The sequence below is a fragment of the Phaeodactylibacter xiamenensis genome (assembly GCF_965229835.1).
In the GTDB taxonomy this organism is placed as follows: domain Bacteria; phylum Bacteroidota; class Bacteroidia; order Chitinophagales; family Saprospiraceae; genus Phaeodactylibacter; species Phaeodactylibacter xiamenensis.
Window position 1 is genome coordinate 2,065,338 of record NZ_OZ245931.1, and the last position, 17,503, is coordinate 2,082,840.

Annotated in this window: 12 protein-coding genes; 2 read left to right on the forward strand and 10 right to left on the reverse strand. The window is 47.2% G+C overall.

Features of this window, described 5'->3' with window-relative positions; translation table 11 throughout:
• Positions 1 to 68: 68 nt before the first annotated feature.
• The 9 genes from ACO08I_RS07605 to ACO08I_RS07645 all read right to left on the reverse strand — a co-directional run bounded on the left by ACO08I_RS07605 (position 69) and on the right by ACO08I_RS07645 (position 10,267).
• Positions 69 to 1,646, reverse strand: a complete 1,578-nt coding sequence (locus ACO08I_RS07605; RefSeq protein WP_421948967.1) for a T9SS type A sorting domain-containing protein — start codon at positions 1,644 to 1,646, stop codon at positions 69 to 71.
• Between the two features lie 82 nt (positions 1,647 to 1,728).
• A complete protein-coding gene (locus ACO08I_RS07610) occupies positions 1,729 to 2,724 on the reverse strand; it encodes a UPF0236 family transposase-like protein (RefSeq protein WP_081969018.1) in 996 nt (331 codons plus the stop codon).
• A complete protein-coding gene (locus ACO08I_RS07615; protein WP_044220747.1) occupies positions 2,721 to 2,948 on the reverse strand; it encodes a hypothetical protein in 228 nt (75 codons plus the stop codon). Before ACO08I_RS07615 ends, ACO08I_RS07610 begins: the two co-directional genes overlap by 4 nt.
• A 323-nt stretch (positions 2,949 to 3,271) precedes the next feature.
• Entirely contained in the window at positions 3,272 to 5,365 is a 2,094-nt protein-coding gene (locus ACO08I_RS07620) for a gliding motility-associated C-terminal domain-containing protein (RefSeq protein WP_282784320.1), read from the reverse strand.
• Between the two features lie 12 nt (positions 5,366 to 5,377).
• Positions 5,378 to 6,511, reverse strand: coding sequence for a M43 family zinc metalloprotease (locus ACO08I_RS07625; RefSeq protein WP_282784321.1), 1,134 nt, complete (start codon positions 6,509 to 6,511; stop codon positions 5,378 to 5,380).
• A 76-nt stretch (positions 6,512 to 6,587) separates the two neighbouring features.
• Complete coding sequence (locus ACO08I_RS07630) at positions 6,588 to 7,739, reverse strand: T9SS type A sorting domain-containing protein (RefSeq protein WP_282784322.1); 1,152 nt, start codon at positions 7,737 to 7,739, stop codon at positions 6,588 to 6,590.
• Positions 7,740 to 8,667: 928 nt separating this feature from the next.
• Positions 8,668 to 9,177: a T9SS type A sorting domain-containing protein gene (locus ACO08I_RS07635; protein ID WP_421948968.1), complete on the reverse strand. Its 510-nt coding sequence runs from the start codon at positions 9,175 to 9,177 to the stop codon at positions 8,668 to 8,670.
• 6 nt (positions 9,178 to 9,183) lie between these two features.
• Positions 9,184 to 9,816 (reverse strand): hypothetical protein, encoded by a 633-nt coding sequence (locus ACO08I_RS07640; protein ID WP_421948969.1) that lies wholly within the window; start codon positions 9,814 to 9,816, stop codon positions 9,184 to 9,186.
• Between the two features lie 25 nt (positions 9,817 to 9,841).
• The gene (locus ACO08I_RS07645; RefSeq protein WP_421948970.1) at positions 9,842 to 10,267 is read right to left on the reverse strand and encodes a hypothetical protein; all 426 of its coding nucleotides are present in this window, start codon (positions 10,265 to 10,267) and stop codon (positions 9,842 to 9,844) included.
• A 1,831-nt stretch (positions 10,268 to 12,098) separates the two neighbouring features.
• Between ACO08I_RS07645 and ACO08I_RS07650 the strand changes: the two genes are divergently transcribed.
• Complete coding sequence (locus ACO08I_RS07650; RefSeq protein WP_421948971.1) at positions 12,099 to 12,614, forward strand: hypothetical protein; 516 nt, start codon at positions 12,099 to 12,101, stop codon at positions 12,612 to 12,614.
• Positions 12,615 to 12,760: 146 nt separating this feature from the next.
• Here ACO08I_RS07650 and ACO08I_RS07655 read toward each other — a convergent pair whose 3' ends face one another.
• Positions 12,761 to 15,715 (reverse strand): DUF7619 domain-containing protein, encoded by a 2,955-nt coding sequence (locus ACO08I_RS07655; protein WP_421948972.1) that lies wholly within the window; start codon positions 15,713 to 15,715, stop codon positions 12,761 to 12,763.
• A gap of 384 nt (positions 15,716 to 16,099) precedes the next feature.
• Between ACO08I_RS07655 and ACO08I_RS07660 the strand changes: the two genes are divergently transcribed.
• Positions 16,100 to 17,479: a hypothetical protein gene (locus tag ACO08I_RS07660; RefSeq protein ID WP_282779165.1), complete on the forward strand. Its 1,380-nt coding sequence runs from the start codon at positions 16,100 to 16,102 to the stop codon at positions 17,477 to 17,479.
• Positions 17,480 to 17,503: the final 24 nt, after the last annotated feature.

Below are 17,503 nucleotides of genomic sequence, written 5' to 3' on the forward strand. Positions count from 1 at the left end.
TAGCACCCCCGGCGAAGGGCTCGACTACGTTTAAACTACGTCGGACGGAGAGTGCGCCGGGGGATACTTCACCGCACCACCACCCGCTCCGCCGCCAAAACCTGCCCGTCCGCCACATAGCGGAGGACGTAGGCACCGGCAGGTAGGCCCCGAACCGGCAGTATGCTGGTCACCTCATCGATGCGGCCGGCGGGGTGCGACTGCAAGATGCGCCCCTGCAGGTCCAGCAATTGCAGGGCAGCGCCCCGGCGGCGGGCAATGCCCGCATCCCGCAGCAGCACATAGAGGTACTCCTGCGCCGGGTTGGGATAGAGGTGGAGCGACAGGGCCGGGGCAGCCTCCTCCTCCGTACTGACCAGGTGGCAGCCGGGCACAAGGCAGCCTTCTTCATCCAGCCGCAGCAGCCAGCCGCGCTGTATGGGCCCGGTAGGCTCATTGCCGTATATGGTCTGCCCGCCCATGAGGTAGCCGCCGCCGGGCATTTCTTTTAGGTCGAATATCTCGTGCGTCTCAAGTACATCAGGGACTTCCAGATATCTTATTTTGCGGTTCCAAAGCTTTTCTCCAGCTAGGGACACTTTGGCGAGCCAACCAACGACATCTGCTTCCCCCTCCTCTAATATCGAAATATGCCCGCCTATTACATACCCGCTTCCATCTGTCGGGGCTAGAACCTTATTGAGGTCACTGTAGCCCATTGTCGGGTAAGGCTCATGAAACTCCACTTCCCACTCCAACTGATGCTGCGGGTTGAGCTTGTAGATGTAGGCCGGGCTCCAGTTGATCGCCCCCGAAACCGCATTTACGGAGAACTCTTCGCCTTTAAAGCCAGCGGCAATGACGCTGCCATCCGGCTCCGCGTATATTGAAACGCCTTTGCTCAGCAGTTGGTCTATGGGGCTGAGGTAGCTCCATTGGACGTTGCCGAGGGTGTCGATGGCGTAGATGTGGTGTTGGCCAGTATAGTTCTTTCTAACACGATTGGAGTTGGTCCGGGAGCCGCCTATAATGAAATGATCCCCAACAGATTGTACGCTCTCTGGCGCGTCCCAAAAATCAAAGATACCAAAGTTTTTCCGCCACAGTAGTTCACCGCTTGCACTAAATAACTGCAGTACAGTTTCTGTATTGTTAATACCCTGAGCGTTCCGGTCGCGGGTGGGCAGCAATATCATGCCATTTGGCCCGACGATGGGCTCGTAAGTAGTCAGGAAGGACTGCTCGTGAGGTGGGAAAAAACTGTGAAGTTCAATCGTATGGTCAATATACCCCATCGAATCCAGGAAAAGCAATGAAGCCCTCGCACCAGTATCCCGCTTCATTGCACTAGTGAGGAAGCCATCTCCATATGGCTTTAAACCTCCTCCCCAATTTGTAATAATCTGCCCTTCCGGATGGGCAAAAGCTGTATGTTCGACTTCCCCATTCAGGTCCAGCTTAGCAAAAAATAAGCCTGAAGGATAAAAGGGCGGTATAGTATCAGCGGCCAGCCCCGTGATGTAAATGCAGCTGTCTGTAGGGTAGACCCCATTGATAATGGCCGCAGCATAACCAAAGTAATAGCGCTTATTGAAAGACTCCTCCTGTGCAGGCAGCAAGGAAGCGCTGCTGAGGACCAATAAAATCAGGAGTATTCTTAGTGGCATAGGGTAATTTTTAGCAAAATAATGAACATTGAGGGCTTTGAGTGCCTGACAATGTGATGAGTGTATATAACAAATTGCACAGCTATGCCGCTGCGACAAGTTGCTGGATCGTACTCCACGCTCCACTTTTACGATAGCACCGCAAATCCGCGATGGCTTGCGCCCCATCAACCGTCCAGCGTTGGCCGGATAATTTGAGCCGCTGCTGCAAGACACTACGATGAGCGGCCTCTACTGGTCCAGAGCCGATGAGCAGCCCTTCATCCCTGTAGGTTTTGTACTGCATACGGTCTTCATGCTCTTCGTAATAAGATAGCAGTTTCGCCTTAGCTTCCCGGGCTTCGTGATTTCTCGCTCTGAGGCAGCTTACGTTATCCACTACCTCGTGCACTCTATTGGCTGAGAGTACTTCACACTGGCCAGCCACCCAGGCTTTGCGTTTTTCATCTACTCTAAACTGATGTTTTGCAAAGAGCACCAGTTTTTCTTTGGCGTGATAGAAGTCTAATATTTGACGAGCCCCAGGGAAGTTGTCCTCGGCCCAACGCCATATCCATGGGGCTCCATCTCCCAAAATGACCTTTTTTTGATAGGGTACTAGATGGCGCTCCAGTTTAGGGAAAAACTGGTCGACACTGCCAAAATGGGACACATAGACGGATTGGCGTATTTGTCTGCGCTTGGCCGACAGTTGTACCACATCTTGGTGTTGAAATATGCGGCCGAGCTTAATTTCTTTCCAGCTCTTTTCCTCTCGTGTAGGGAGCATCATGCCATCCATCATCACATAAGTAGGCGCTTGCTCATCAGTAATTTCTAAACTGGGTATGGCCCCTTCCGCATCCGCGCTGACCAATGGGCCTACTAAACTGCCATAGTGCATACAGACACGCTGTATTTGCATACCAGATAAGTCTAGCCTAAGCAGTTCTTCCAGTGTCTCGCTAGCCTGCTCGTAAACACTGCCCTGTCCTAGCAGGCAGCACAGCTCCCGCAGGCGCTCACTGAGGGCAAAGCGTTTTGTGCCTTGGCATAGCACGTGGTTTTTAGACAGCGTAAGCTGCCCAAAACTTGTCAAGACTTTTTTTTAGCGTTGCGGCTCTTTGGCAGTGGCCCATCTTGTTGGGTAGCTACCTTTTGGGCAAATTGGCGGGCTAAATCTAAAACGCTATTCTCATAAGCTGACGATGAGGTCGCGTTGGCTTGAGATTGCAGAAAGTCGAGTAGCTCGGCACGCATGCCACTTAGTATCTCGTCGGCAACTTGTTCTAGCTCGCTCGGGGTGGGGGTTGGCTTCTTCATACTTTAAAGATAGCTAACTTGTGCAATTTGTTATACACACATGTGATGAATATGTACAGCAGATTGCATTTGTCAAACCAGAGTACCCCCGGCGAAAGTACTGACTTCCCATACGGGCCAGTACTGGCGTTGTATAACTATGTCGGACAGTGCTTGCGCCGGGGGGATGCTCTAACCTACCGTAAGATAACCAATTTTTGGGTCGCTAAACGATGATTGGGCAGGTGAAGGGTATAAAAGTACAGCCCTAAGGTCCTTGTATTTCAAGTCCGGTGCCTGCTTGCAAATACGAACAGGAAACCGAGTTAGACGACTGGCGTACCTTACCTCATCAAACTTACCTCGCCCGACAACTCCTGCATAAAACCATCCGGATATTCCAGCCTGGCCGACCATAGGTAGAGCCCGGAAGGTATCTGTTCACCGTTTGGCGACCGGCCATCCCAACTATGAGATGTCCTATTTGTCGCCCCATTCTTTTGCTCCCATAACAGCCCGCCCCAGCGGTCAAACACCCTGAAGGAAACCAGTTCTACGTCTACAGGAGTGAGCAAGGTGAAGTAGTCATTACTGCCATCGCCATTTGGGCTGAAGGCAGTGGGTGCATAAACTGGACGCTCTACCGTAATGGCCATCTTGTCTTCGACCGTGCAGCCGTTTTCATCAGTTACAAGAAGGGATAGGGTGGCTGTAGTTTGTATGGGCAGCACCTCTGCTATGGGACAAACAAGGCAGGAGAGTGCAGCAGTATCGGTTGAAGACCATAAATAGCTACTAATCGGGCTGGAGTTTTGCAAGTCCGGCATTACCGTTAGCACCTCCCCAAAGTGCAGTTGCTGGTCTGGCCCAAGATTGACCTGCAGGATGTTATCTGTCACCTCTATCGTGTAGTTCAGCTCTTCGCAGCCCGTATTGACGGATACATCATAAAGCCCCGATACACTGACCGAGAGCGTATCAGCCGTTGAGCCGTCTTCCCAATGAAAGCTCAAGCCGTTGGTATTTTCAAAGAGGCGCAGCACAACTGGCAGGCCCTCACATTTCTGAAAAGATAACCGGGGCTCAAGTTCCTCAAACGGGGTGACCGAGAAAGGTGTGGCATCATTGTAAGCCGGGCTGGGCAGGTAATCAGAGTAAATCGAGGTACGGCTGTCCCCCATTTCGCTTAGGTTGATATCATAGAGGCTGGCCTGACAGGTATATGCTCCACCGGGCATCTGTTCAGCGACAGAGAGCCGCACAATGATGCTGTCCACGCCAAATTTGGGCTGAAGGCCCTGAATGTCCAGCATATTCGTTCCGATTCCGGTGACTTGTCCGCCATAGGGGTTGTAGAGTACTTCCTGTATTTCGACCCCAATTGGGAAACTGTCCCGCAGGCTGGCTGGATTTGCTAAGACTGCCTGGTTCATAAAAGCGATTTTTATCACGGCCTCTGTTGTTTGACAGGGCCTGAGTTCCTCCTGGCCGAGTGCCTTCTCAATAGCTACTGTCATGGGGCAGGAGCAGCCATCATAAATTTTGGAAGTATCGCTGGGCGGAGTGAAGGGGTAAGCGTGGGCAATGGTACCGTTGCTCTTGTCGAATTCGTATAAATAACTGCCCTCAAATTGATAGTACATATCATGGGCTATGCCATATAGCCGGTTGAAGGCATCAAAGAATAATCCATTGGGCGTAATCCCTCCATAAGGACTAAAGTCTAATTGGGGATAACTCACGTTATCTACGACACCTGTCTCCAAATCAATAGTGATCATTTTTCCGGTATAGCTATCATAAGAATATCCCAATCCAGATACCGGGTCCATGGCAATATCTCGGATAAAAACCCCTAGCGTATCAGAATCAGCGCTACCGTAAAGCATTATAGTTTCGTCAAATGCATAACTTCCGGTTTCCAAATTGATCTTATGTAAAAGAGCAGGTAGAGTGGGGTCATAGCCCCCACCCTGAGTAGGTGGCAAGCTCCTATTTTCAATGATAACAAGGTACCTTTGATCATTTGACAAACACCCTGATAATATTTTTGAGCCGTCCTCCAAATTAGGTGAGGATACATCAATATTCGAAAATGCCCCATTGATATTGAGACTGAATAAATCGATATATTCTATTCCTTGAAATAAAATCGTACCATAGAAAGTACTATCCTTCCAGCGATAACCATAAGATTCCGGATTCCAGGTCTGCAATGGCGTCTCCCGCTCCACGATTGGCTGCCCCACTCCACTTACTCCATTTTCCCGGTCAATCACAATGGGATAGACGTTGGCATTGCCATAGCCGTTGATTATCATTAACCGGCCGTCACAGGGTATGGACTGGGCGGATAGAACCGAAGAAAGACATAGCAGAGGCAATAGTAGCCTGAGGCAGATTGGATTTTTACAGAGCGTGGCAGGAAGTCTATTCATGACTGAAAGGCTTTACAAATGAAGTAATTTTTGTACAGTGCGAAGGCCGTCATTGCTATGAAAAACAAATATTAGCATACCTTTTGGGTAGTCACTCAGGCATAAACTCCAGTATCGGTCACTTGAATCCGGATGAAAAGTCCTGATCATTCGGCCATCAGAAGTGTAGACCTCAATCGATTTGATGGGATCCTCCCAGGAAATTGCTACTGCGGATTTAGCAGGATTTGGTGCTACGGCAAACTGACCTGCCTGAAGTGGTGCATCAAAACTAGCTATACTGAGCTGAGGTCTGTAATACGATAATGTTGCTTGCATTTGAGCCGCTTGCCCGTGGGTGAACATAGCCATGCAGCAGTCAGGGGTATAATCCATGAAGTTCCAATAATAGGGTATTCCATTACAACTTTGAACATCTCTCGGAGGACAACTGTAATGAGGCCCTCTCAAAATCGGTGTGTCTTCCAATCCATCATCTTCCTCGCATTCATTTTTGATATCCCCCCATGGATGGGACAACCCAAGATAATGACCTACCTCATGCACCAAAGTACGACCAAGTTGGTAAGTACTTTCAGCTCTGCTTGTGCCAAAATAGTTGATATTGATAACCACTCCATCCGTTGGCAGCCCGGCATCATTGGGTGAGGAGGCATATCCAAGTAAAGCTTCATGCATTTCAACGACCCAAATATTCAGATAGCGATTCGTATCCCATGCATCAATTCCGCCTCTTTCAGCGTAAAAGATGTCATCATGAAGCACGGCATTATTTCCATTTATTTTTTTACGATTAATCCCTAAAGTAGGCAAGCCATCGGGGGCTACTGAGGCTAATTCGAACTCAATATAAGCATCAGCCGCTAATTCTCTAAATGGCTGCGGCATAAGCAGCCATTCTTTTCCTCTTTTCCTAAAATCTCTGTTTAAGGCGTGAATTTGAGCATGGATTTGAAAATCACTTACTTCAGTCTCAGTTGTACTAATGACGTGAACGACTACTGGAACGGTAACAAGGCTACGGAAAGTCAGCGCCTCACGATGCAAATCGATAACAGGTACAAAAGACGCATCATAAAGACATTGTCTTGGCTGAGCCTTCAGGTTGAAAAAGACAAGCATCAACAAAAAAAATTGGAAACGCAAAGTTATCCAGATTTTAGATAAACAAAGTTCCCACTCCGGAGGAACCTGAGCAGGAACTTTTAAATTAAGTTTTTACTTATTGGGCAACCACAAAACGCAAGGTGTTCATTTTGCCATCGATTTCCAGTCCAATGACATACATACCCGGTTGAAGGTTATGAACATTCACAGAAGCGTTGAATGCTGGAAGAATTCCAGATGAAACTGCTCGTCCTGAAATATCTAGAATTCGATAATGTATCGCAGTTAAATGAGAGGGAAGCCCCTTAAAAAAGATCTCATCCATAGAAGGATTCGGATAAACAGTCAGTTCTAACTTTTCCAAGTTAGTTTTTCCTTCACGACAATTGTCATCCCTCACATAAAACGTAGTTGTCAAGCTTCTATATGACACACAATTTTCTTGCCTTATTGCTAATGTCACTCTGTAATCTCCTCCCCAAAAAGTCCAGTTATGATGAAGTTGCCAAACATCGGTCAGAAGATTAACAACATCGGGAACTTTTCCTTGTTGCCAATAAGTTGAGGTCCAATGTGAACAACCGCCGACTCCTATTCTACAAATATCGATTCTGTAATGAGTCTCTCCTGTAGTGAGGTCAGCATTTGGAATGGATGGAGATAAATCCGTTAGCATGAAGATGCCTCCTGCATTTGAAATATCGTCTTTACAAAAAATATTATTGAAGTTGTTGTCTGCCAAAATATACCCAACCTGTGGATCTCCAATAGTAGCCTCTGACGTAATATACCAGTCACTGATATTGCTATTGAACCTTTTCCCTAAAGGAGGAGAACCTCCACAGGGATCATTGTAAGGCCATACATCTACGTTGTCCGAGCCATTAACATCAATCCGCACATAGTATGTCCCATCTTGCAGTCCGGTATAATTTTGTGCAACAGCATCAGTACTCGTCGTCTTTATTAAATTCCAGCCACCATTAGAATTCTTCTTGTACAATCTATATGTAAACCGGTTGATACTTGGCAGATTCCCAATTGATCTGAATTTAGTGCCATCGCAGCTGACTATACTAGCCTGGTTGATGATCCTGGGTGCGGGTAACACAAAAGAAGATTCCACCCGTAAGCTGTTGCAGGAGGTATGGTTTAACTCCCAGATGTATGCCTCAGCAGGATTGAAGCCTAGTGTAAAGACTATTAAAGTGAATATGGGCACTCTAAGTTTGCCCATTAAATTGAGTAAATTGTAGAAAAATGACATGGTAAAGAGGTTAAGAAAGTTAAAAAATTATGATTAATTAAGCTAAATAGAATTGACTGGACAGCGGCAAGCCCCCATCATCAGAGCTGCCCTTATCATGTTTCCGCACTTTGATATCCCCCTACCAATACCAATTGGGATTAGGGTATCACCATCAGATGCATAACAAAACTGATAGTCCAGCAAGCCTGTACCTTATGCGGATTACGTCTCAAAATCTTAACTCAAGAGAAGATTTAAAAAACCTGGTGCAATTAATCGAAATGAACGGAGCGCCCGAACAACAGAGCGTGCTGCAAGCAACACAAATACTGCAAAAAATCCAATTCCCGTTTTATTATGTGCTTTTATATTTGAGCGATGATCAAATTTACCCCCCCCCGCGATATTTCCAAATTTTTGTGCGTCTTTTTCAAAAAAAACATTGTAAGTAGTACAAAGCTTGGTGATTCAGGGGCGCGGGTTACAATGGGTTTGCTGTGGCTGCGCAAAAGGTGCGGGGCTACTGAGCACGGCCCGGGGGAGCGGCTGGTTAACATTTTGCAGGTAGGCTACCTCTGGGCAAGGGCTCCTGTCGGGTCCCGGGTTTTACCGGGATCCGGCAGGTTCTCCAACAGGAAGCTGGGGCAGAGCTCCTGGAAATGACCTGGCTGAAGCTCTACACCAGCAAGCCAAGAGCTCCTGTCGGGGAGCTCTTCCTCCCGGTCTTTCTCGGGATCCGGCAGGTTTGCCAAGGTAAAGCTGGGGCAGAGCCCTTAGCATGGGTCCTGGATTAAGCTCTACACCAGCAAGGCTTTGAAGAGCTCGGGCAGCGCACAAAGTAAGTACCTTGCAACTGATTGCCTTTGCCAGGCAATAGCACCCCGGCGAAGGGCCCGACTACGTTTAAACTACGTCGGACGGAGAGTGCGCCGGGGGATGCTTCAACCTACCGTAAGATAACCAATTTTTGGGTCGCTAAACGATGATTGGGCAGGTGAAGGGTATAAAAGTACAGCCCGGCGGGGTAAGGCCGGCTGTCCCAGGAGGCCGTCGCCTGGCCCGGCACGATGGGCAGCACGGCTATTGTCTGCCCGTTTACGTCTTGTATGCTAAGCTCCGCCTGCTCCGTGCCTTCCGGCAAAGTACACCGGAAGGTGACCGACTGCCGGGCCGGGTTGGGGAATGCCTGTACCTGAGCCGGCACTTTGGGTGCTTTCGTGGTTTCAGCCCGGTTGCTGCCCGGTTTGGATAGGGCTTGTAGGCCAGTGGGGAGGATGGGCTCGTGGTATTGCCCCGCCCCGTAAAAGGCATTCAGGATGTTCTGGGCGCGGACTCCTGCCCCGGTGCTCCCGTAATACGCGATGTCTTCCAGGGCTTTCAGCTCTGCTTCGCCCAGTTCATGCCACCCTTTGCCCTGACTGATCCGGGCGATATCAACCTCCTTGAGGGTTTTCATCAGTTTCTATTCCTCAAAACGGTCCAGCACCCACATTTCTCCCTCCCAGCCTTCGAAGCCTACGACACCCAGCTCTATCGTGTAGTATAGCCGGGAAAAAGAGGTGACAGTTTCCAAGTTGCCTGGAAGGTTGGTGTAGACATTTTCGAAGGTCTCGCCTAAAATATCAATCATTGGTAATAACAACTCACTAAAAACTGGAGACTTATCAGCAAAAATAGGTATGGTTGGCATATAACCTTCATTAACGGTCGTTAGTAAAGAGATATTGACAAATTCATTAGGTCCGCCTTCCGTATAGTTTGCTGATGCAATGGTTTTCAATTGGTAGGTCCGGTCACTTTCGTCCAAATACCTAATCTCGATATGCTCTGATTCGTAAGTACGGTTGCCGTATGCCTTCTCCTTTTCTTCTTCCAGCAAGTGAATCTGAAGCTTTTTTTCTTCTCCATCGGCATTCTTAAAGACTACAGTGCTGTTTTGCCTGACCAAATCCAACGGCAGGTAATCTCTCACGATGCCGATCGTCAGGTTTGCCAGTTCACCGTTGGAACTGTTCCCATCAGTGCTCACGGTGTCCTTTTCACAAGCGGCAAGCATCAGTATGGCGAGTGCTGCCAAAAGTGTTATCTTTTTCATGTTTTGTGGGTTTTAAATTAGCAAATTAACCAATAGATACGCACTCTGCATTGATGAAACGACAGCAGGTGCCATCGTCGTAGGAGACTATTAAGTCTGTGAAGTAACAATAGCTATAGCTTCCTGATGGGGTATTCATCAAAGATACACTTATTGTTTCCGGAGGAGCGCCGTTATTTTCACTTTGAAATATTTCGTCAGGATTCCCAGTAAATGAAGGTACAAATCCTGTGGTGTACCATATACCTATTGCGTATTCATATTCTACAGGGCGCCTCAACTGACTATAGTTACCACAGTCTGATAAACAGTCATAATAATCCTGAAAAGGCAATTCATCACAATAACCTAAACAATGGTGATATGAATTAGGATCATTAGGGAACTCATCTGCACAATCTTCGATACAATCATTTTGTATTTCATCAATAACAGTTTCCAGGGGAATCATGCGCTTACAATCCTCCCTGCAGATGCATCTGTTGCGGTTCTCGCCAACTCCAACCCGGCAAGGTTCACAACTTATCCCGGATATGGATAGAGTCGAATTAGCGCTATTCAAATTGGCGGTTAAAAGATTAGGGTATACACTGCCTGAGTGTAACCTTTTTGGGAAGTGGCCAGCAACACGAGACCTACCATGCAAAATCCGCACAAAATCTTTTGGCATGCGAAACGAAGGTAGAGCAAATTCAACAGTGATTTTTTCATACTACATGATATTTTGGTTCGTGGATTCAAGTAACAAAACATCAAGCTTGTAAAACTTGCACGAGATTTACTCTCCCGGGCAAAAGAAAATAGAAAAGCTGCTCTAAAAAACAGAATAAGCGATTTTAATTCAAGGCTGCCCCAACGTTGCAGAAAGGGCTTGGCTGCTCAGGCAACGCTCTACCTGAAATCAGGTAGAAATACGACTTTCCATCTCTCTGCACACAAAAAAATCGCCGCCACAGGCAATATTTTCCCAAACGGCCTAATCGGAGCAAAACCAGTTAAAGGTCAACAGTTTATAATTAAAAAAATACAAGCATAAAGGGAGAAAGCGGAGCAAAAGCAGCGGGCAGGCCAGCAGAAAGGCTTGGTGAGATATATTTTTTTTCTAACTTTGAAGCAGTTATTATTTACATGAGATAGTAAGACGACCTTTTACGACCTACTTTTTTACGACGACCTACAATAAAAAAAAGCTCCGTCTGCGACGGAGCCTCTTGCTAATAACAAATCATAATCTCATGAAATAATAAGACGACCTAATTTTTCAAACAAATCTATATTTTGATGTTGCTCTAGTTTTTTTGGAGCTCCTTGCCAGTCTTTTGTGTTGATCCGGCAAGGAACCCACGGCGTTTGGGATTATGATAGCGTACGCTCAACTTGATATTCATCCCCTTCTGAGCAGTACATCCGGCTGTTTATCCCGAGCTTTAAGGCTAGAGATTGTACCATTTATCATAAGACGGTTGTGTGCTGCCGCAAGCAAACGAACCGTTTTAATGTCAAAGAAAGAATGGGCAGCAGTATCAGAAAATTTATCCCTACAGCTTAAAAGTTTTTGGGATATGAATCGGTCTCTGGGAACTGTAGGTAATCTCCCCTACACTGCCGCCCGGTGGTAAAGTATCATGAAGTTGGTTTTAACAAAAAAACTGGCTTAAATAGTTGTTCGTAGCCTTTGGGATAGCCTCTCAGTTTGATGTTAGTTACTTTACCATTGATCTGTTCTTTCAATTTTAACTCCAGGCTTTCCTGGTGTTTTTCTTCAAGGCTGTTTCGTTAGCCCCTTTCCTTTTGATTACATTACAAATATGCAGGCTTTCTTACCCCAGGACAAAGACAAAAAACGGGTTTTGTTGAAAAAAAAATCTAAATAAAAAACTTCATTTTACAATTAACTCCAATCTTAAAATACTGCAAACCAGCTATATAGACCCCAATCTAATTTATAATCCTTGTTGATTTTTATTGAAAATTACAGTTCGTTTTCCTGCTGATTTTTTTCATTTTTTTTCAAAAAAAGCCTGGAAAAAGGTTTTTAGGTGGATTTTCACCCTGAATAGTGTCGATTTCTGTCCCCCTCCATATCAGATATTCCTCTTATTTTGAGCACTGAATCTTAAGCTTTAGTGACGAAGAGAAGCTAAATGGTACAATTCCCGCCAAACTACTTATGATCTATGAGCCTGAAAAAGACGTACTCTAATTCCGGAAAAGCGGCACGACCTCCGATGCTAACCCAAAGCGACGAAAAGAAGAAACGATTTTGGAATACAGAGAAAATCATGAGCACAAGCGCAATTATGATCAGCCTCATGTCTTTAATTGCGCTCTTCTACCAAACCAACCTTATGAGAGAGGAGCAAGAGCTGCAGCGCAATGCCCAGCTCAAGTCTACGATGCCTTACCTCATGATCGCTAATGCCAACTACGGAGGGCCTGATTTCTCCATCGTACTCAGCAATAAAGGAATAGGCCCGGCAATTGTCGACTCCACGATAGTTATTTATAAAGATTCGGCCTATCAGATGGATCTGCCAACATTCTTTTATCAGGAGGTTCCTGAACTCAGCGAAGTCAGCAATATCTATCATTCCAATATCGCTCCGGGACAGCTCATCTCTCCCAATGAAAGAATCGAAATATTCAAGGTGGATAATTCGCAGGAGAGCACAGATCAGTTTTTGCAGCTGTTAATGGCCATTGACATAGACTACCGGCTCGTCTACCGAAGTGTCTATGATGAGCGCTGGGCATTGACAGGAGAAAGCTACTTTCCGGTAAAGCTGAAGGAGGAATAAAAAGAAAGCTCTGCCGTTACGGCAGAGCCTCTCACTAATAACAAATCATAATCTCATGAAATAAATAAGACGACCTAAGTCTTACATCTTTATAAACGCGCTGAAGCTCAGCAAAGTATCAGCGGTAATGTCTTTTTAACCGTTTGTTAACGAATAATCAGGGTGCCGGCGGCGATTTTCTGCCCATCTGCCCGAACCAGATAAATATAGCTTCCGGCAGGCAGATTACTCCGGTCGAAGGTGCACTGATGCCCCTCCCTGTCGATAGAACGCACAGGCTGCCCGTATAAGTTCAATAAGGTGAAGGATAATTCATGTTGCCCCTGCAGCCCCTCCACTTCTAGGGTAATGTACTCCGTTGCCGGGTTTGGGAAAGCCTTTACGGTGACCCCTGAAGCCCATTCCGGCTCATTTACATCCACCGGGATAATATCAAGCAAACCGGTGGTCGTAGGCGCACCAACCACATGCCTTGTGCGCCCCGTATATACCGGGGTGTTATAATCGTAAATAACAAGGGCGCTGTTCTCAATTACAGTGCCTGTGGTATTGCCATCGGTTTGTGCCACATGGTATTCAAAGAATGCATAGTCCCCGGGGTTTGTCCCATCAACCGGTAGCTCCAGGTTCTCAAAAGTCGCCTTAATGACGCCATTCTCATAAATATCGTAAGTCGCAGGATGGCTGCTCGCTCCAAACTCCAAAGTGGAAATGTCCAAACCTTCAGGCAGCGTATCGCGAACGATGACCCTAATAACACTATCCTGGGTAATATTCCGGAAGAAAACCCGGTAAGTAAGTGCCGTCTGAGCAGAAATCAGAGAATCCTGCCAACCTTTGGGGTGGGCAACCATCGCCACGTCCGGCACATCAACAAGGACCTCATCCACATGAATGGAAACCGCCTGATCCCCATCATTTTCCGGCCATTGGGTAACGTAGCCTACGCTATAGCCGCCTTCTTCATCTGTTCCACATCCCTCTACCGCTCGTGTGGGGAAGCTGTTGCCCGGATGGCCGTCGACCTGCTCGGCGATGATCCGGTAAGTAGAGCCATTAGCAGGGAGCAATATCGTAGTATCCTGTTCCTCATCGAGATCAAACCCATTGGTCAGGAACATCAAGTCTTCCTCCACAATGAAGTAGCTTTTCGCAGACACCATTGCTGCATTTCCTGTATTGGACAACCGGAAGGCAACCGTCTCATCTCCCTCACATAGCCCATCCACCGAAACACTCGCACCATTCCAGCCCGGATCATCAGGCGAACAAAGCGTGTCCGGGAAGATACGTGCGGTAACCAGCCCGGACTGATCCTCTACTATGGAGTCGCAATCCATAAAGGTCTGAATCGTAAAACTGCCCTCCGTATTATAAGGTACTTCACCCAGCTCAAAGGTGTATGTGTCATTCTCAAAAGAAAATGGCAAAGAGGCACTTTGGAAAGAAAGCGCCGGGTCCAGTTCCACTTCTACACTTGCTGCACCATCGGTTCCTCCCGTACCCTGATTAGAGTAATTAATGGTGTACTCAATATTCGCACAGTTGGATATCCATGGCGTTGAAATATCAACTTCCATCAACGGGCAGTCGATGTATTTGGCTTTTAGCGGAAAGTTCACGCCTACGGTATCGTAGATTTGGTTGAACCCTACGTTCACACCGCCGGGGAAACAGCTCTCCCAGTAGTCGTTGCGAGGCAGGGCTTCTACTACGTATGCCCCCAGACCAACCCGCATTTCGAACACGCCAGCCTCATTTGTAGTCGCGAAGTACGTTTTTTCATCACCTGTGGCCCGCACCAGCCAGCCGGAAAGCCTCGGTTCGCCGGGGTCCAAATCACAGGCCACATCTATATCGTGGAAAACCTGCCCCCGGATCACATTAGAGACGATCAGCCCCTGCTCATCGGTTTTCATCAGGCTCAACTGGGGGTCAAATAAAATATCCACGCCACTGTAACCCGCTGTTGCATAGCCTCCCGATTTAGATTTGACAATATCAAATGTAATATCAGAGGACTCTACATCGCCATTACTGGCACTCCATAAAACATTAAAGCTTTGGTCAACTTCCAAAAGCAGCTGATTCAAATTGGATTCATCCACTTCTGTAATACCCGCCACGACATATCCTTCTTCCAGTGAAATCACAGCTTCCCCCGCATTGCCACTACCGAACATGGAGTACCTGAGGCTGTCTACGCTCTCCCCGCCCTGATCGTATTTCCATAAGATAAGGTCAGCGTCGATAAAACCGGTGATTACAATATTCCCGTCATTATCAACGAGAATGTCATTTCCTTCATCATTTTGGTCAGAGACTAATTTTCGCTGCCAGACGATTGCGCCGGCTTCATCCATGCGCAGGGTAACAATATCATCCCCAAAGGCAGCAGGCGGCTCTACCTCGCTATCCACCTGCCCGGTCACGACATAGCCTCCGTCGATTACCGCAATCGCATTTGCCCGGTCATTCACCCCAACGTCCAGAATTCGGTGCCATTCCAACTCCATATCAGGGCTGATCTTCATGATGACCATATCGTCATCCTTTTCTGCGTAATAATCAGCAAAGCCTGCAATCAGCAAGCCTCCATCAGGAGCCAGAACCATATCGTTGATACGCAGGTTAGGCACCTCATCCAGCGAAAAGGGGAACGTATCCAGCAAAACGCCGCGCTCATCAATTTCCAGCAACATTAAGCCGAACGGCCCCTGCTGAGAGGCATCAGAAGCTTCAGCGGCAACAATATAGCGGTTCGCTTCAATCTCGACGACGGCCTTAGCCCTGTCATAAAAAGCTGTATTATAAGCGCGTTGCCACACCAAATCGCCATCCACATCGACTTTCAGAGCATAGACATTCACACCCTGATCACCGCCGGGCTGCCCGAAAGACTGGGTGTTGCCTACCACCAGAAAACCCCAGTCGGAAGTCGACAGCAGGGCCTCTCCTATATCTTCACCGGTTCCGCCGTAATACCGCTCCCAGCCCTGGGCAATGGCGGGGGGAGAACCAATGCAAAAAAAGAACATCACAGACAGCAACAGGGCAGTCCGGTAACGATTCAGTGAAAAAAAGAAATTTGAAGTCGTCATTAATGAATTATTTAGGCCGTTTGGTGAAAACAAAGCTATTTCCTTCAGTTCAGTTATAGCGTCTTGCTTCGGGCAGTAACAAACCTGGAAGCTTCTGTTTACAAACGCTTTGCACCTTACTTTGGTGCAGGAAATTCGACTATGAAGCGCGGCTTGTCTTTTTCACCCATTACAAAAGTGCTCACATTCTGTAAAGGAATCAAAGACAAAAAAGCGAATTTGTTGAAAAAAAATTGTACTTTTAAAGTCTAAAAAAACCACCAACCCCACACAAAACCCTAGCAACCAAACCAGTACATATCAATAATTACCCACTCCTTGTTGATCGTTTTTAATTTAGCCTGATATATGACAAACAGCCACTTAGTATTAATCTTGCGCACCTTGTCTAAAAAGGAAGAACGGGAGCTCCGAAAATGGCTGAATTCCCCCGCCCACAATCACCGGGAAGACGTGGTCACACTGTTTGAATACCTAATGGCAGGGCAGCACTTGTATGAAGAAAAGTTTTTGGAGAAAGAAAGGGTGTTTTCGCGAATTTTCTCAAATGAGCCCTATGATGATGCCAAGTTAAGGCAAAGCATGCACTTTCTCCTGAAATCGGTGGAGGAATTTCTCATCTATCAGGAGCAACAAAGCGATGAAGTGCGGGCACGAATGGCGCTGGCCAGCGTATTCCGCAAACGGAAGCTGGACCGGGCATTCACAAAAGCCATCAAAGCCGTAGAGGTACAGCAGGAAAAAGCCAATTACAGAAATGAACAGTACCTCAGAAATGAATACCTGCTGCAGTTGGAAAAATACTCCTTTTACGATGGCAAAAAGCGGACCACAGAGATGAACCTGCAGGAAGTTTCTGATGCACTCGACCTGACCTTCGTAGCGGATAAACTCCGGCAGGGCTGCCTCATGATCGCCCACCAATCGGTTTATAAAGCTCAGTACAACATCGGATTGCTGGAATACATCATCGAATATGTGGACCGCCAAAAGCTGATGCTTCACCACCCCGCTATCGCAGTATATTTCTATGGCTACAAAGCCATCACGGATGAGTCCGGCAAGCAGTACTTCGAAAACCTCCGCCAGGAAATCCAAAAGCACCGCACCTCCTTCCCTAAGTCTGAGCTGCGCGACATCTACCTGATGGCGGTCAACTACTGCATCCGGCAGGCAAACAAGTTCAATGACAGCGAACTTATCCGGGAAGCTTTCCGGCTTTACCGGCAGGGGCTTGAAAACGAAATTCTCCTGGAAAATGGCGTAGTTTCCCCGTTTACCTTCAGAAATGCCGTGGGCGCCGCCCTTCGCCTGAAAGAATACGACTGGGTCGAGCACTTCATACACCAATACAAAAAAGCCCTGCCCCCTGATTACAGAGAGAGCTTTTTCCTCCACAGCCTGGCCCGCCTCAATTTTGAGAAAGGCGACTATGGGTCGGCCATGCAGCTTCTGGCACAAACAGACTTTGATGACACCCTGATCAACCTCAATGCTAAAAGTATGCTGCTCAAAATCTACTATGAGCTGGATGAGTACGACGCCCTCGAGTCCTTACTGGAAAGCATGCGTGCCTACCTCAAAAGAAAGCAGCTTATGGGCGCCTATCGTTCCAATTACCATAATTTCATACGCTTTACCCGTAAACTTGTGCGGGTCAACCCCTTCGATGAACAGGAAAAAAGTGCGCTGAAATCTGAAATCCTTACCGCAAGCCCCCTGACCGAAAAAGACTGGCTCCTGGAGCAGGTCACGGCACTATAAACTTAGGTACACATACCTTAGCTT

Coding starts and splice junctions, on each gene's coding strand:
- ACO08I_RS07605 (WP_421948967.1), bottom strand. CDS start 1,646: ATGCCACTAAGAATACTCCTGATTTTATTGGTCCTCAGCAGCGCTTCC.
- ACO08I_RS07615 (WP_044220747.1), bottom strand. CDS start 2,948: ATGAAGAAGCCAACCCCCACCCCGAGCGAGCTAGAACAAGTTGCCGAC.
- ACO08I_RS07620 (WP_282784320.1), bottom strand. CDS start 5,365: ATGAATAGACTTCCTGCCACGCTCTGTAAAAATCCAATCTGCCTCAGG.
- ACO08I_RS07630 (WP_282784322.1), bottom strand. CDS start 7,739: ATGTCATTTTTCTACAATTTACTCAATTTAATGGGCAAACTTAGAGTG.
- ACO08I_RS07635 (WP_421948968.1), bottom strand. CDS start 9,177: ATGAAAACCCTCAAGGAGGTTGATATCGCCCGGATCAGTCAGGGCAAA.
- ACO08I_RS07640 (WP_421948969.1), bottom strand. CDS start 9,816: ATGAAAAAGATAACACTTTTGGCAGCACTCGCCATACTGATGCTTGCC.
- ACO08I_RS07645 (WP_421948970.1), bottom strand. CDS start 10,267: ATGATTCCCCTGGAAACTGTTATTGATGAAATACAAAATGATTGTATC.
- ACO08I_RS07650 (WP_421948971.1), top strand. CDS start 12,099: ATGAGCACAAGCGCAATTATGATCAGCCTCATGTCTTTAATTGCGCTC.
- ACO08I_RS07655 (WP_421948972.1), bottom strand. CDS start 15,715: ATGACGACTTCAAATTTCTTTTTTTCACTGAATCGTTACCGGACTGCC.